The organism is Clostridium uliginosum, assembly GCF_900112485.1.
Lineage (GTDB): Bacteria > Bacillota > Clostridia > Clostridiales > Clostridiaceae > Clostridium > Clostridium uliginosum.
Genome location: NZ_FOMG01000001.1, coordinates 126074 through 142680, shown reverse-complemented (window position 1 = coordinate 142680; position 16607 = coordinate 126074). Strand labels below are relative to the sequence as shown.

Below are 16607 nucleotides of genomic sequence, written 5' to 3'. Positions count from 1 at the left end.
TTAGGCTTTAAAACCAACTATAATTTATATGAAAAATTAACCAATATGACTTTGAAAAGACTGTAGAAAGATTTTTTAAAATCTTTCTACAGTCTTTTACATTATATTAACAATTATATATTTTAGTGGTAAGATATATAATTGGAGTAAATATTATAAATAAAAATATAAAATGATGAGTCACAACTCCAATTGCAGTAAGTTATTCAATAATTAATTACAGAAATTGACACATTAAAGGAGGACATATTGTGACAAATGATATGACAAGTGGTAATATACCAAAACAGTTAGTAAAATTTGCTATACCTATGGTTTTAGGTAACATGTTTCAACTAACTTATAATGCAGTAGATTCTATTATAGTAGGACATTTTGTGGGGACAAGTTCTCTTGCAGCAGTCGGGGCAGCAAATCCAATAATGAATATTGTTATATTTTTTATTGTTGGTATCTGCATGGGTACATCTGTTTTAATGAGTGAATATTTTGGTGAGGGGAATATTAAAAAACTTAAAAGAGAAATTTCTACATCAATGATAGTTGGATTAGGTTTCACCATCATTATGAGTATAATTTGTTTCTTTCTATCCAAGAATATTTTATTGATTACACAAACTCCCATTGAAATTGTGCCAGAGGCAAATTTGTACTTAAGAACAATTTTTTGTGGATTGATATTTACATTTTTATACAACATATATTCAGCTACCTTACGTAGCATGGGTGACTCTAAAACACCTATTCTATTTTTAATATTTTCATCTATATTAAATGCTATTTTGGCTGTTATTTTTGTAGTTGTTTTAAAATTAGGTGTATTAGGAACAGCTATTGCTACTGTAATTTCCCAAGCTGTATCATCTATTTTATGTATTATATATGTATATAAAAAAATACCTATTTTGCGTTTTTCTAAAAGTGAAATAACGGTAGATACATCCCTTTTAAAAAACACAATAAACTATAGTTGGGTTACGGCCCTCCAACAGACTTGCCTTTATATAGGTAAATTGTTAGTTCAAGGCTCTGTTAATCCACTCGGAGTTAATAGTATAGCAGCATTTAATGCTGTTACTCGTATAGATGATTTTGCTTTAAATCCTGAGCAGAGCATTTCTAGTGCTATGACTACATTTATTGCACAAAACAGAGGCGGTGAAAAGTTTGATCGTATAAAAAAAGCTTTTCACTATGGTATGTTAATAGAAGTTATTTATTGGCTTATTTTAATAGCACCAGTGTATTTAGGAGCAAGAAGTGTAATGCAACTTTTTGTACCAGACAGTGGTGCACAAGTTATTCATCTTGGTGTAATTTATTTAGAAAGCATGGCATTTTTCTATATATTACCTGGTTTAACAAATGGACTTCAGGGCTATTTTAGAGGAATGGGGGATCTGAAAATTACTTTAATTTCTACTTTTGTGCAAATATTATCTAGAGTAATCTTATCATATATACTAGCACCACGTTATGGCATAGCAGGTATTGCATTTAGTTGCTTATTCGGATGGATAGTTATGCTTTCCTATGAGGTGCCAGCATATTTGAAATATAGAAAAAAATTGTTGTTTTTGATTACTGCTTAACCCTGTGATAAAATAGTATTGATTTTAGAGTTAAGACGTTCTCACTTTGAGGAAGCATTTAAAGGAGGAAATAATTATGGCTTTAACGCCAATGATGGTTGAATACATGAAGACTAAGGAAGAATATAGTGATTGTATTCTATTTTATAGATTAGGTGATTTTTATGAAATGTTTTTTGACGATGCAATTACTGTATCTCGCGAACTTGAACTTGTTTTAACAGGTAAAAGCTGTGGGCTTGATGAAAGAGCTCCTATGTGTGGAATTCCACATCATGCAGCCGCAGCTTATATTCCAAGGCTTATTAATAAAGGATATAAAGTTGCAATATGTGAGCAACTTGAAGATCCAAAGCAAGCTAAAGGAATTGTTAAAAGAGGTGTTGTTAAAATTATCACACCAGGTACTTTCGTAGATGGCAATAGCAACCTTGAAAATGACAATACTTATTTAATGGCTATATATGAAAATGATGAAAAGTTTGCTATAGCAACTTCTGATATTAGTACTGGTGAATTTAAAACTACTTCTTTTGATAATATAAAAATAAGCTTATTAGATGAAATTTCAAAGGTTTCTCCTAAAGAAATTTTAGTAGATGAAAATTTAAGTAACTCTCTTATAAAAGATATAAAAGATGCAACTACAGCTCTTATATCAAAGAAGAACTTTAGTGAATTCGCTGTTACAAAAGAAGAACTCATAGAACAGTTCTCAGATGTGGAAGTAGCTGGGCTTGTTGAAACTCGTGAATTAGTTAGTAGAATATTACTTAAGTACATCTATGAAACTCAACAAATGAGCTTAACTAACATAAATTTATTAGAACAATATGAAATAGTAAATTATATGACTATAGATGGTAATTCTAGAAGAAACTTAGAACTTACAGAAAGCATAAGAGAAAAGAATAAAAAGGGTTCGCTTTTATGGGTAATTGATAAAAGTGCTACATCTATGGGTGGAAGAACCTTAAGAAAATGGATAGATGAACCTTTAATAATAAAATCTGAAATAGAAAAAAGATTAAATGGAGTTAATGAAGTATTTAATTCCATAAGCTATAATGAAGATTTAAGAAATTCTCTGAAAGAAATCTATGATATAGAAAGAATTGTAGGTAAGATCTCTAATAAAAATGTAAATGCAAAGGATATGCTATCTCTTAAAGCTTCTTTAGAAAAAATACCTTATATTAAGGAGCTTTTAAAGGATGCAAATTCTGAGCTTTTAAAAGAGTACTATGAAAACTTAGATGAATTATCTGATGTAAGAAAACTTTTATCCTCTTCAATTAAAGAAGATCCATCTTTAAGCATAAAAGAAGGAAATATAATAAAAGATGGCTATAATGTAAAGATTGATGAACTTAGGCAAACAAAGCTCCATGGCAAAGAGTGGATTGTAGCCCTTGAAAATAGAGAAAGAGACTTTACTGGAATCAAGTCTTTAAAAGTAGGCTACAATAAAGTATTCGGATATTACATTGAAATTTCAAAATCAAATTATAGTTCTATTCCTGAGGGAAGATATATAAGAAAACAAACCCTATCTAATGCTGAAAGATACATAACAGAAGAACTTAAGACTATGGAGGATAAAATTTTAGGTGCAGAAGAAAAGCTTATTAATTTAGAATACTCTTTATTTGGTGAAATTCGTGATAATGTAGAAAAAGAAATTTCAAGACTTAAAAGAAGTGCTAGAATAATTTCAAGTTTAGATGCAATTTCTACATTATCGTTAATAGCTTTAGAGAATGATTATGTTAAACCTAGTTTAAATGAAGAGGGTATAATTGAAATAAATGATGGAAGACATCCTGTTGTAGAGAAAGTAATTGGAAAAGGTGACTTTGTATCTAATAACACAACCTTAAATCAAACTGATAAAGAGTTATTATTAATTACAGGACCTAACATGGCAGGTAAATCTACATATATGAGACAAGTGGCACTAATTACATTAATGGCTCAAATAGGTTCATTTGTACCAGCTTCTTCTGCAAATATATCAATTTGTGATAAGATATTTACTAGAATAGGAGCATCTGATGACTTAGCTGGTGGTAAGTCAACATTCATGGTTGAAATGTGGGAAGTATCTAATATTCTTAAGAATGCAACATCAAAGAGTTTAGTGCTTTTAGATGAAGTAGGACGTGGTACTTCAACTTATGATGGACTTAGCATTGCTTGGTCAGTTATTGAATATATAACTGGAAATAAGAATTTAAGATGCAAAACATTATTTGCAACTCACTATCATGAATTAACAAAGCTAGAAGGAATATTAGATGGAGTTAAAAACTATTCTGTAGCAGTTAAAAAAATGAAAGATAGTGTTATATTCTTAAGAAAGATAGTTGAAGGTGGAGCAGATGAATCTTATGGTATAGAAGTTGCTAAACTTGCTGGTCTTCCAGAGGATGTAATAAATAGAGCTAAAGAAATACTGCTAGGTTTAGAGGGAGAAAATAGTTTTGATATTCATAAGGTAACAAATATGGATAACAAAGAAGCAGCTTGTGACAATGTTTCTAATGAAGTTATAACAAATGAATCTATATGTGAAGCTGGAACTAAATTTGAGTCTGAAGTTAAGCCAAATGAAACAAATAACTGTGATGTTTCAACTTCAAGTGCACATATGATAAGTGAAGTAACAGAAGTGACAACAGAAAATGCTTATACAAATGAATTTTCTATAAGTAGTGACTCAGATCATAAAAAATCTAATGATAAGAAGCATAAAAAAGAAGAAACTTCAATTGATAATCTACAACTTGATTTTACTTTTATGGAAAAACAAGCTCTACTTAAGGAATTAAGTAATGTAGATATATTATCATTAAATCCTATGGAAGCTATGAATACTTTATATAAGCTAGTTGCAGAAGCTAAAAAACTTCAGTAATTATAGTATTTTATTCTCATGAATTTAGCTTCTATCCTCTTAAAGGTTTTGGAACGGTAAAATAATAATCTAGTATTAGTCATCTATAATAAGCAATATTATTTTATTATGAAACTGAATTTTGCAAGTAATTTAATACATTTTAATTGGTATATACAAGAAATTAGTATAAGTTTAAGTAATAGAATTCCATCATCAATAAGGTTATCACAACATTAATTTATAATATATATTCCCAAGTGAATTTTTTAAAATAGAGTTATATTTATTAAATAAATATAACTCTTGATGATTTGAAAGACATAGCAAATATTATAAAAACTAATTGTTATAATATTGCAAAATTAAGAAGTATAAATAATTAACCATTCGATTAGCGAGTGATTAATTATTTATGTATTAATTTTAATTGAAAATTATAAGCTATTTATACGTAGTACGTGCAGAAGGTTCCTCTTCTCCATAAGGACTTTTTTCATTAGCTTTATTCTTTACTTCTTTAGCATAATTTCGTGATGCTGGATCAGATGTACTTTTCTTGCATGAATTATAAGAATGTTCATTATTCATATTAAACCCTCCATATTAGAAATAATTAAATTTCTCTATTAGTTTATCCATATTATTAAAAAATATTATTTATCTTATGTTTTGTATACTAACTTAAATTGTTATTCTTATGTAAATTAGATATAATACATTTGAAAGAAAAATAAAATTTTTTAAATAATTTGGTTCATTCAAAATAGAATTGTAAACATGAAAGGAGGATAACTTAATTTGAAAAGAATTAATATTTTAAACGAGGACACAGCAAATAAAATTGCAGCTGGAGAAGTTGTTGAAAGACCCTCTTCAGTAGTAAAAGAATTAGTTGAAAATTCCATAGATGCAAATTCTAAGAATATATTAATTGAAATAGAAGAAGGTGGAACTTCACTTATTAGAATTGTTGATGATGGGGATGGAATCTTTAAAGATGATATAGTTAAAGCTTTCTTACCTCATGCCACTAGTAAAATTAAGATATCTGAAGATATATATAACATAAGCACATTAGGATTTAGAGGAGAAGCACTTCCATCAATTGCATCTGTATCTAAAGTTAATTTAAAGTCTAAGCAAGAAGGCGAAGAATATGGATATGAAATTATAATTAAAGGTGGTAATGCATCAGAAGTAACAGAATGTGGAGTTAATAAAGGTACACTAATAGAAGTAAAAGATTTATTCTTTAATGTACCTGCAAGAAAGAAATTTTTAAAATCCACTTCAAAAGAAGCTTCTTTAATTAATGATATTATAACCAGAATTTCTTTATCAAATCCTAATATTAGCTTTAAGTTATATAATAATGGTAAGAAAGTAATTCATACATTTGGTAATGGAAATCTTAAAGATGTTATAAGAACTATTTATGGAAAGAGTATAACTGATAACATATTATATTTTGAAGATACTTCAGACCTTGTCACAATCTATGGTTATGTAGGTAAAGAAGAAATAGCCAGAGGATCTAGAAACAATCAAAGTATTTTTGTGAATAATAGGTATATAAAGAATAAAAGTTTAGGAATTGCTGTAGAACAAGCTTTTAAGTCATTCTCAACAATAAGCAAATTTCCTTTTTTTATATTATTCATTGAAATATACCCAGAATATATAGATGTTAATATTCATCCAGCAAAAGCAGAGGTTAAATTTAATGATGATAGATTTATATTTAAAAAAATATTTGGAGTAGTACATACTGCTTTAAAAGAAGAAGTTTTTAATAAATTTGCTATTCCAGAAGAAGAAAGTGATAAATCTAAAAGCAATAATTTAAGCATTGAAGAAATAACTTTTAAGATAGAAGAAGAGCAAGAAAAAGTTATATCGAACAAGTGTTCTTTTTTAGAAAAAACCCCATTAAATGCAGTAAATACTTGTATTAACGAAAATAACCAAGAAATTTATGCATTAGATAAAGAAAAATCTGTTTGTAGTATCCCTGTAGACTTAAAAAGTAATAATAATGAGCTTATAAATGAACATGAAGTGGCGAACGCTTGTTCTTTCGCGAATGAAAGTCCATTTTTAAAAGCTAATTCTTCGTTACCACAAGAATATAAAAAATGTACCTCTGACACTGATACAACTGAATTTACAGCTAATCAACAAAATAATAATAAAAGCAATGTGACTAATTCTTTACAAACAAGTATTAATAGTAATAAATCTCAAGATGAAGGTTCAATTAAGGTTGCTAAATTTCCTGATATAAAAATAATTGGTCAATATAATAAGACTTATGTATTAGGTGAATATAATGGAACTCTTTATATGATAGATCAACATGCAGCACATGAAAAAATTATGTTTGAAAAATATTTAAAGGATATAAATGATGGCGGATTAATAATACAACCATTAATAGTCCCAACACTTATTGATTTAACGGTAGATGATTATTCTTACTTTGAGGAAAATAAAGAGATATTTAAAATGGCCGGTTTTACTTTAGAAGAATTTGGAGGGACATCAATTGCCTTAAAAGAAGTCCCATATTTTTTAGGTAAACTTAATCCTAAAACTTTGTTTTTAGAGATTCTTGATAATATTAAGAATTTAGGTAGTGGTAAGACTAGTGAGGTTAAATATAATGCAATAGCCACTAAGGCATGTAAAGCAGCGGTTAAAGGAAATGATACTTTAAGTGAACTTGAAATGGTAAATTTAATTGAGGAATTAAGATATATAGATGATCCTTTCCATTGTCCACATGGAAGACCTACAATAATTCAATTTACTAATATAGATATAGATAAGAAATTCAAAAGAATTGTTTAAATAAAATATTACCCATATAAAATTTTATTGTATATATAAAGGAATGGTGAAATGAAACAGAAGATATTAGTTCTGGGTGGCCCTACAGCTGTGGGTAAGACAGAACTTTCTATAAAACTTGGAGAAATACTAGATGGAGAAATTATATCAGCAGATTCAATGCAAATTTATAAACAAATGGATATTGGTTCTGCTAAAGTTACAAAAGAAGAAATGAGAGATGTTAAACATCATATGATAGATATTGTATCTCCTGAAATTCAATTTTCAGTAGCTGATTTTAAAGAAATGGGTGAAAAGTCACTAGCTGATATTATAAGTAGAAGTAAATTACCAATGATAGTTGGGGGTACGGGCCTTTATATTAATGCTTTAACTTGTAATGTAACATTTACTGAATCTGAAAAAGATGATGAGTATAGAAGATACTTAGAAGAGTTAGCACAAGAACATGGAAATAACTATATTCATGATATGCTTAAATCAATTGATCCTATAAGTCATAATGATATTCATCCTAATAATAGAAAAAGAGTAATAAGGGCCTTAGAAGTATATAAAAGTACCGGCAAACCTTTTAGTTCATATAATGCTGGGGATGATTTTTATAAAACTGATTATGATATTTTCTATTATGTACTAACAATGGATAGAGAAAAACTTTATACTAGAATAAATAAAAGAGTTGATATTATGATGGCTCAAGGACTGGTAGAAGAATGTATAGAATTGAAAAAACTAGGATATACTTCAAATATGCAGTCTATGCAAGGAATCGGATATAAAGAAATACTTTATTATCTAGAAGATAAAATTTCTTTAGAAGAATCTATTAATTTAATAAAACAAGGTTCTAGAAACTATGCTAAAAGACAATTAACTTGGTTTAGAAGAGATCCAAGGTGCGTTTTTTTAGATAAAGATAAATTATCTGATGAGAAAATATTAACTAAAATTATTAATGACATAAGTAATAAGTAGAGTTATAATATCTTTAAAAGCAAAATAATGCAATGGAGGTAACTATAGTTTGATGAATAAACAGCAAAATAATTTACAAGATATTTTTTTAAATGGAGCAAGAAAAAATAAAATCCCCGTAATAATATATATTTCAAATGGATTTCAATTAAAAGGAATTGTAAAAGGATTTGACAGTTTTACTGTTGTTTTAGATTCAGAAGGAAATCAAATGCTTATATACAAGCATGCGATAACAACTGTAACTCCAGATAAACCAATTTTATTTGTGGATAATGAAAGTTAGTAAATAGGCAAAATTTATTGCCTATTTCTTTTTGATATAAGACATATTACAAAAAAATAACAAGTCAGCATGTTAGCTTATTTTGCGTCATACTGTGTCAGTAAAACGAGCTAATAATAAGTTACGAGCTAAACTTATCTTATTGTCTGACATAAAGTGAAACTTTTCAGGTGGAGTTTTATACTACAGATGAATTTAGTTGAACTTATCTTAAGACAAAATATAAATCGTATCTTTGACTTGTTATTTTCTTTTATATGCCTAATATAGTTATATTACACTTAGGAGGAGAATACACAATATGTTAAAGATAACAGAAGAATTTTTAATTAATAATTATAATCTTAATGAAGAGGCATTAACATTATATAAACAAGCTATCAAAGATACTGAAAATATTTTCAGTGAGTATGATGAAATAAGAGAATTTAATCAACTTAAAGTGTTAAAGGCTTTTCAAGATGAAAGAATAAGTGATTCACACTTTACAAATACAACCGGATATGGAATTGATGATTTAGGAAGAGATGCATTAGATAGAGTTTATGCTAGAATTTTTAGAGCAGAGGCTGGACTAGTTAGACCTCATTTTGTAAGTGGTACTCATGCTATTGGCGCAGCTATAATTGGAAATGTGCGACCAGGAGATAAAATACTATGTGTTTCAGGTATGCCTTATGATACATTACTTGGAGTTTTAGGACTTTCAGATAAAAAAAATATGGGCTCTTTAGATGAGTATGGAGTTCTAACTGAAGTTATCGAATTAGATAAACAAGGTAAGTTTAAATTTGATGAAATTAAAAATACATTAGTAGCTGATAGTAGCATTAAGTTAATACATATTCAAAGAAGTACAGGATATGCTTCTAGAAAATCATTTTTAGTTTCAGAAATAGAAGAAGTTATTAAACAAATTAAAAAGGTAAGACAAGATGTAATAATATTTGTTGACAATTGTTATGGTGAATTCATTGAAAATATTGAACCAACTGAAGTTGGCGCTGATCTTATGGCAGGCTCACTTATGAAAAACATTGGAGGCGGAATTGCTCCAGGTGGTGGATATGTTGTTGGAAAAAAGGAATATGTTGACCAAGCCTCATATAGATTGACTGTACCTGGAATAGGAGGAGAGTATGGTGCAACTTATGGTCTTATGAGAAGTTTCTATCAAGGACTTTTTTCAGCTCCTCATGTAGCTATGGAAGCTGTTAAAACCGCTATTTTTTGTGCACGAATAATGGAACTTGCAGGATTTAAAGGGTTTCCTGCGTCAACAGATAAAAGAACAGATATCATCCAAGCTATTGAATTTGGAAATCCTAAAAAGTTAATACAGTTTTGCAATGGAATTCAAGCTGGTTCACCAATAGATGCTTTTGCCACATGTGAACCATGGGCAATGCCAGGTTATGATAGCGAAATCATCATGGCTGCGGGTGCCTTTATATCAGGATCAACTATTGAATTATCAGCAGATGGCCCTATAAGAGAACCATATATAGCTTATATACAAGGTGGATTAAACTTTGATCATGGTAAAATAGGTGTTTTAATAGGATTAAGTAAAGTTTTAGATATCAAATAATCTATGTTTAATAAAAAAGAGAATATATGAGCACTATTTACAATGTATCGCATTGTGCTCATATATCCTCTTTTTTACTTATAAGATCTAAATATTCCCACTAATTTCCCGAGAACTTGGCAATCATCCACGATAATTGGATCCATTGTATCATTTTCAGGTTGTAATCTGATATGATTAGTTTCTTTAAAGAATCTTTTAATTGTTGCTTCTTCACCAATCAAAGCAACTACTATATCTCCATTTAATGCTTCATTAGAACTTTCGATAATAGCTAAATCATTATCTCTAATTCCTGCATTAACCATACTTTCCCCAGAAACTCTTAATATAAATAATTCGTTGTTATGTTTTATGTAATCAAGAGATATAGGAAAAGAGTCCTCTATATTTTCAGTAGCAAGTATAGGTATTCCCGCTGTTATTTTACCAACTACAGGAATATTAATCATTTCTCTCTTAGCATTAGAAAGTTCAACTATCTCTAGTGCTCTTGGTTTTGTCGGATCTCTTTTAATAAGACCTTTTTTTTCTAATCTTTTTAAATGACCATGTACAGTTGAAGTTGATTTTAATGAAACAGCTTCACATATCTCTCTTACTGAAGGTGGATATCCTTTATTCTCTGTATAGGTTTTTAAAAATTCATATATTTCTGATTGCCTATCTTTGCTCTCTATCATTCTTATGCACCTCGCTATCTTTACAGATATTATAACATAGCTTTTACCATATAACAAACTTACGTTCTGTTATATGATTATTTTAAAAAGTGCAGTAAGAAGTCTATCTATATCTACTATTAAGACTACAAGCAAGCTCATATCTATTCAAAAGATATACTAAGGAATCTCTGATAAAAATTTCAAGATTTACTTTGTTAAAATAAGCAATTCTAAAATTTGCTTTAAAAGAGTGGTTTTGATATAATATAATGATGATTTCATATTAGAAATAGAGGTGTGCTATAAATGAAAAGTAAATATACTGAGGATGATTACTGTGATATATATGAAAATAAATTATGTGATAATTGTGGTAAATGCCTAGAAATTAGTGGTATGGACACTAAAGCAATTAAAATTGAAGATATTGCAAAAACAAAAGAAGAAAATAAGATCTTAGAAGAAGAATTTTTAAATGATTTAAAAGCTTCTTTAGATGTTGAAGAAGTAAAAGAGTTAGAAGAAAATAAGGTTGATTTAAAAGCTTTATATGCTAAATTTCAAAATTTCAAGGAATTAGAAGAAGTTAAATCTGTAGAAGATTCAGAATATGAAGATGCATTTGATCATATTGAATATTTAGATGATTCTTCAATGTTTGATGAATCAAATATCGAAGACATGACAGAAGAAATATATCCTGGTGTAAGAAGATTTAAAAATAAGAACTAAAAATGATAAATTAATGAAATAACAGAACCAGTAACATTAAATTTTAAGGTTACTGGTTCTGTTGTATTTTATATAGATGTTCTAATTAATATAATTCATTATCTATATGGTTAACCTCTAAATAGATAATAGAGATACTGAATAAATTCAAATGAAGAATGATTTTTAGAAATATATACATACATATATTATATAAGTTGCAATAAATATTACATAGGTTAAATAAGCTAATTATTTACTTGATGTATACAATACTTATTTTCACATAAACTACTTTTGAAATATTGTTAGATAAGAGGTGAATTTTATGAAACGAAAATCAATTTTAACGTTAACTTTAGTTTCAATGTTATCAACTGTAGTATTAATAGGTGGGTGTAATTCAGCAAAAACTACTGATAAAAATGCAAAAACTAATATAGAACAAAGTGCTGAAAAAGTTAAAGATGACGTAGCTAATGTTGGAAATAATATAAAATATACTGCAATTGATTTAAAAAATGATATTGTAAATGCCGGGTATAAACTTAAGGATTCAGCAGAAGGTAAAAAGGAATACTTTAAAGGAACAGAAACGGATTATATGCTAGGAAATGATAGAGTACGTATTTACGAGTATGATTCTGCTGATAAGTTGCAAGCGGATATTAATACAATTTCAGCTAATGGAATGTCTATAAACGGAGCTGATGTAGGGTATACCAATAAACCTTACTATTATAGAAAAGGAAATAGCCTTATAGTATATGAGGGAAAAGACAAAAAATATATTGATCAGTTTAATACAACCCTTGGAAACACAATAATTCCATAAATAATTATCAATAATACATATTAAACAAAAGGATAAAATAAATTAGAACAATAAATTTATTTTATCCTTTTTTATGAAGTTTTATATGGTTGATACATTATTTTGAATTTCATATTATAATTACATTATAAATATTATGTAAAGTGATTGTTGCTATGTTTATAATAATGTAGTTACTTTTTTAAAAATATGAAATTCAATATGTCTTTTTAAAGCAATACTAAATTTCATATTAATAGTAGAGTAGTAAAGCATTTTTGATTTAAAAGTTACTCTTACTTTTCATTCAAAATCAAATTTACTAATATAGATATAAAAAAGGAGGGGATACTATAATTTTGAAAGTGGATTTGATTTTACAGCATCTCTCAATGTATCGTCATCAACATGAGTATAAATTTGAGTTGTTGAAATATTTTCATGTCCCAAAATACTTTGAAGACTTCTTATATCTACATTTCCGTATTTATACATAAGGGTAGCAGCAGTATGCCTTAATTTATGAGGAGTGTATTTAGCATCTGTTAAACCTGCATTTGTTATATGTTTTTTTATCATTATTTCAACCGTTCTTTTATTTATTGGACTATTTCTTGAAGAAAGAAATAGAAATTTTTTATGAACTGGTAAAGCTTTTAAATCATTCCTAACTTTTAAATAGTTATTTATAGATTTTAAACATGCTTCATTTAAATAAACAGTTCTTTCTTTATCACCTTTACCAATAATGGTTAAAGTGTCATTTCTAATTTTGTCTCTTTGAATACTGCAAAGCTCTGAAAGTCTCATACCACAATTTAAAAACAAGATTAAAATACAATAATCTCGTTGATAGTTTTTATCATTTTTATCTAAAGATTGGAGTAGATGCAAACTTTGATCTAAAGTAAGATAAACCGGTTGCCTTTTATTTATCTTAGGAGATTCAAGTTCAATTGTTGGATTATCAATAATAATTTTGGCTTTTCCTTGAAGATATTTAAAAAATGACTTTAATGTAGCGACTTTTCTAGCTCTTGCATAAGCACTATTTTCTCTATATTTTTCTGTGAATGACATAAAAGCATATAGATCTCTAAGCTTAATATCTCTAAGGAAATCGATATTTATATTACTTATATCTATTTCTTCAAATTCAATTTTATCATCTTTTACAAAGCCTTTATATATCATCATAAATCTAAAAAATATAGTTAAATCAATTCTATATGCATCAATTGTATTATGCGATTTGCTTTTAATTGTTTCTAAATAATTTAAAAAATCCATTACACATTCTGGTAAATTATTATTCTTTAATATATTAATATCATATTTCATTTTTTTCTCCTAATTAATCTATATAATTTAAAAGCAAATGTGAAAAACGTATATTTTAATAGCAAAAGCACTTAAAAATGGCTTGTCCACTAGCTTTAAGTATATTATAACAGTATTTCTAAATTTAATCAATAATTTCGCTAAATGTATATTTAGCGAAATTATTGATTGGTATTTTTATTAGCATCATATATATATTGCCCAAATCTAGTTTAACTATATAATACATTAAATATTGTATTTATATCTTCATTATTCGAATCTATGATGTGTAAGCTGTTTTATGTTTTATCATATTCTTATATAATACATTTGAGTTGATTTATGAAATATAGCCATTTTATAAATTACAAACTTCGCTAACTTATTATAATATTTCAAAGACTTTTAAAATATTATAATTTTTATTTTTTTGAAAGTTATTACTTATATTCAATAAATTATAACATCAATTCTGAGAAATAAATGAATTCAACTTTTAAATTATATTAGGAAATCTACTATCGATAAAAAGTTCAATTCATAGTATTAAAAAACAGTTTTATATAATTTTAATATATTTAGCGGTTGGTTAAAAAAGTACTAATGCTGTATAATTATAGATATATGTATATGATAATTCAAATGCTCAACTTTTAGAGTTGAAAACAAATGAAAATTTAAATATTTTTTTAAATTTAAGGAGGAAAACTTTTATGGCTCAAGTAAAAACTAATGCTATGAGAATTTTAGATACACACAAGATTACATATCAAACTCATAGTTATGAAAACAAAGATGGAAAAATAGACGGCGTGGCCGTTGCAAATAAATTAGACATAGATGTTAATCAAGTATTTAAGACTTTAGTAACTCAAGGACATTCTAAAGAATTTTATGTTTTTGTAATTCCTGTTGCTGAAGAATTAGACATGAAAAAGGCGAGCAAAGTTGCCAATGAAAAAAATATAGAAATGATTCATGTTAAAGATATTAATAAGATTACTGGATATATCAGAGGTGGGTGTTCCCCACTCGGAATGAAAAAAGTATTCAAGACTTTCCTACAAGAAGAAGCTCTTTGCTTTGAATCAATAGTATTTAGTGCTGGTAAAATAGGATACCAAATTGAAATGAATCCAAATGATCTTGAAAAAGTTATAGATTGTTCATTTGAAGATATCATAAAATAACTTAAATTCACTTTTGTAAGATATCTATGAGGCAATTTTTTTGATATTCTTATACAAGATTAAAGAAACTGCCCTTAAGTGTTTGGCTATGTTTTAAAACAGAGCGAAGTATTTAAACAAAAGCATAAAGTTGTTTAATAAAATGAAGCTAGTATTTACAAACTATGTGTTTTGTAAATACTAGCTTTATACTCTTCTATTGAGTTGTAAAATTGTTACACTCTTCTCTACTCCTCAATTTTTCCAATTAACGAGAATGAATTAGCTTTAGTAATTTTAACATTTACTAATTTTCCTACTAATTCTATAGGACCCTCAAAATTTACTAATCTTGAATTTCTTGTTCTACCAGTTAATTTTGTTTCATCATTTTTACTGAAACCTTCAACTAAAACTTGTACTACCCTACCTTCTGTAGCTTTATTTCCTTTTGCAATCCCCTCATTAACCACTTTAACCAATCTATCAAATCTCTCATGCTTAACCTCTTCAGGTATTTGATTTGTCATCTTGTCTGCTGGTGTATGATTTCTTCTTGAATAAAGATAAGTAAATGCAGCATCATATTGAACTTCTTTAACTAGTTCTAATGTTTCATTGAAATCTTCTTCTGTTTCTCCAGGAAAGCCTACAATTATATCAGTTGAAAATGTTACTTCTGGAATTTCTTCTCTAATCTTTTTAGCAAGTTCTAAATATTGTTCTTTATTATAATGTCTATTCATCTCTTTTAATATTCTATCTGATCCACTTTGTACTGGAAGATGAATTTGTTCACATAGTTTATCACATTCTTTAATAGCTTTAATAACATCTAAATTTAAATCTTTAGGGTGAGATGTCATAAATCTAATTCTCTCAATACCTTCAATTTCATTAATTTTTCTTAAAAGATCTGCAAAAGTAATTTCATTTTCTAGTCCTTTACCATAAGAATTAACATTTTGGCCTAATAAGGTTATTTCTTTATATCCGTTAGCTACTAATTCTTTAATTTCTTTCTCTATATCTTCATATTTTCTACTTCTTTCTCTTCCTCTAACATAAGGAACTACGCAATATGTACAAAAGTTATTACATCCATACATTATAGTTACAAAAGCTTTTACATCACTTTTTCTATCTATTGGAATACCTTCTGTTATTTCTGTTTCCTTGTCTAATATCTCCTTAACCTGTACTCCTTCAGTTTGTACTCTATGTAAGTACTCAGGAAATTTATATGCATTATGTGTTCCGAAAATAATGTCTACAAAAGGAAATCTTTTTAGAACATTATCTGCCATTCCTTTTTGTTGCATCATACAACCACATATTCCTATAATTAAATTAGGATTCTTTTCTTTAAGTCTTCTAAGCATCCATAAATTCCCAAAAGCTTTGTTTTCCGCATTTTCTCTAACACAACAAGTATTGAATAATATTATTGAAGCTTCTTCCCTATTTTCAGTGTGGATATAGCCTATTCTCTTTAACATACCTGAAAGTTTTTCTGAATCTTCTTCATTCATTTGACAGCCCCAGGTTTCTATATAATATTTTAAACCTATAGTATTTGACATATATCATAATCTCCTTTGTATAAAGCATCTTTTAGTTAGCCTATATTTTAAACTTTTTATTGCATTTTACTATGCACTATCTATATTATATTAAATTTATGCATTTTTTAAAAGTTTTTTATTTTAGTATTAATGAATTTTTT

Annotated in this window: 12 protein-coding genes and 1 pseudogene; 9 read left to right on the top strand and 4 right to left on the bottom strand. The window is 27.5% G+C overall.

The features are described from left to right. Positions 1 to 251: 251 nt before the first annotated feature. A complete protein-coding gene (locus BM027_RS00640; RefSeq protein ID WP_090087676.1) occupies positions 252 to 1592 on the top strand; it encodes an MATE family efflux transporter in 1341 nt (446 codons plus the stop codon). A gap of 76 nt (positions 1593 to 1668) precedes the next feature. Then, positions 1669 to 4092: pseudogene (mutS, locus tag BM027_RS00635) on the top strand (DNA mismatch repair protein MutS); the annotation flags it as partial. An 840-nt stretch (positions 4093 to 4932) separates the two neighbouring features. On the opposite strand, the gene BM027_RS18110 reads toward mutS, so the two are convergent. Further along, entirely contained in the window at positions 4933 to 5079 is a 147-nt protein-coding gene (locus tag BM027_RS18110) for a hypothetical protein (RefSeq protein WP_175559911.1), read from the bottom strand. 210 nt (positions 5080 to 5289) lie between these two features. Here BM027_RS18110 and mutL point away from each other — a divergent pair, with 210 nt between their 5' ends. The 4 genes from mutL to BM027_RS00615 all read left to right on the top strand — a co-directional run bounded on the left by mutL (position 5290) and on the right by BM027_RS00615 (position 10199). Further along, entirely contained in the window at positions 5290 to 7341 is a 2052-nt protein-coding gene (gene mutL / locus BM027_RS00630) for a DNA mismatch repair endonuclease MutL (RefSeq protein WP_090087670.1), read from the top strand. Positions 7342 to 7392: 51 nt separating this feature from the next. Next, entirely contained in the window at positions 7393 to 8322 is a 930-nt protein-coding gene (gene miaA / locus BM027_RS00625; RefSeq protein WP_090087666.1) for a tRNA (adenosine(37)-N6)-dimethylallyltransferase MiaA, read from the top strand. A gap of 52 nt (positions 8323 to 8374) precedes the next feature. Further along, positions 8375 to 8608, top strand: a complete 234-nt coding sequence (hfq, locus tag BM027_RS00620; protein ID WP_090087663.1) for an RNA chaperone Hfq — start codon at positions 8375 to 8377, stop codon at positions 8606 to 8608. A gap of 301 nt (positions 8609 to 8909) precedes the next feature. After that, positions 8910 to 10199, top strand: a complete 1290-nt coding sequence (locus BM027_RS00615) for a methionine gamma-lyase family protein (protein WP_090087660.1) — start codon at positions 8910 to 8912, stop codon at positions 10197 to 10199. Between the two features lie 74 nt (positions 10200 to 10273). On the opposite strand, the gene lexA is transcribed toward BM027_RS00615, so the two are convergent. Next, positions 10274 to 10882 carry a transcriptional repressor LexA gene (gene lexA, locus BM027_RS00610; protein WP_090087657.1) on the bottom strand — a complete coding sequence of 203 codons (609 nt, stop codon included), beginning with the start codon at positions 10880 to 10882 and terminating at the stop codon, positions 10274 to 10276. Positions 10883 to 11170: 288 nt separating this feature from the next. Here lexA and BM027_RS00605 point away from each other — a divergent pair, with 288 nt between their 5' ends. Together BM027_RS00605 and BM027_RS00600 are read left to right on the top strand one after the other, a co-directional pair. Then, positions 11171 to 11596 carry a hypothetical protein gene (locus BM027_RS00605; protein ID WP_090087653.1) on the top strand — a complete coding sequence of 142 codons (426 nt, stop codon included), beginning with the start codon at positions 11171 to 11173 and terminating at the stop codon, positions 11594 to 11596. Between the two features lie 307 nt (positions 11597 to 11903). Then, on the top strand, positions 11904 to 12410 hold the full coding sequence (locus tag BM027_RS00600) for a hypothetical protein (protein WP_090087650.1): 507 nt from the start codon (positions 11904 to 11906) through the stop codon (positions 12408 to 12410). A 330-nt stretch (positions 12411 to 12740) separates the two neighbouring features. Here BM027_RS00600 and BM027_RS00595 read toward each other — a convergent pair whose 3' ends face one another. Continuing rightward, entirely contained in the window at positions 12741 to 13730 is a 990-nt protein-coding gene (locus BM027_RS00595; RefSeq protein WP_090087646.1) for a tyrosine recombinase XerC, read from the bottom strand. A gap of 695 nt (positions 13731 to 14425) precedes the next feature. On the opposite strand from BM027_RS00595, the gene ybaK reads away from it, so the two are divergent. Next, positions 14426 to 14902, top strand: coding sequence for a Cys-tRNA(Pro) deacylase (gene ybaK, locus BM027_RS00590; protein ID WP_090087643.1), 477 nt, complete (start codon positions 14426 to 14428; stop codon positions 14900 to 14902). 227 nt (positions 14903 to 15129) lie between these two features. On the opposite strand, the gene miaB is transcribed toward ybaK, so the two are convergent. Further along, entirely contained in the window at positions 15130 to 16464 is a 1335-nt protein-coding gene (miaB, locus tag BM027_RS00585; RefSeq protein ID WP_090087639.1) for a tRNA (N6-isopentenyl adenosine(37)-C2)-methylthiotransferase MiaB, read from the bottom strand. Positions 16465 to 16607: the final 143 nt, after the last annotated feature.

Bases quoted from the DNA above. Each gene is read 5' to 3' on its own strand.
- hfq (WP_090087663.1), top strand. From the start codon at position 8,375: ATGAATAAACAGCAAAATAATTTACAAGATATTTTTTTAAATGGAGCA.
- BM027_RS00605 (WP_090087653.1), top strand. From the start codon at position 11,171: ATGAAAAGTAAATATACTGAGGATGATTACTGTGATATATATGAAAAT.
- BM027_RS18110 (WP_175559911.1), bottom strand. From the start codon at position 5,079: ATGAATAATGAACATTCTTATAATTCATGCAAGAAAAGTACATCTGAT.
- lexA (WP_090087657.1), bottom strand. From the start codon at position 10,882: ATGATAGAGAGCAAAGATAGGCAATCAGAAATATATGAATTTTTAAAA.
- ybaK (WP_090087643.1), top strand. From the start codon at position 14,426: ATGGCTCAAGTAAAAACTAATGCTATGAGAATTTTAGATACACACAAG.
- miaA (WP_090087666.1), top strand. From the start codon at position 7,393: ATGAAACAGAAGATATTAGTTCTGGGTGGCCCTACAGCTGTGGGTAAG.
- BM027_RS00615 (WP_090087660.1), top strand. From the start codon at position 8,910: ATGTTAAAGATAACAGAAGAATTTTTAATTAATAATTATAATCTTAAT.
- miaB (WP_090087639.1), bottom strand. From the start codon at position 16,464: ATGTCAAATACTATAGGTTTAAAATATTATATAGAAACCTGGGGCTGT.
- BM027_RS00595 (WP_090087646.1), bottom strand. From the start codon at position 13,730: ATGAAATATGATATTAATATATTAAAGAATAATAATTTACCAGAATGT.
- BM027_RS00600 (WP_090087650.1), top strand. From the start codon at position 11,904: ATGAAACGAAAATCAATTTTAACGTTAACTTTAGTTTCAATGTTATCA.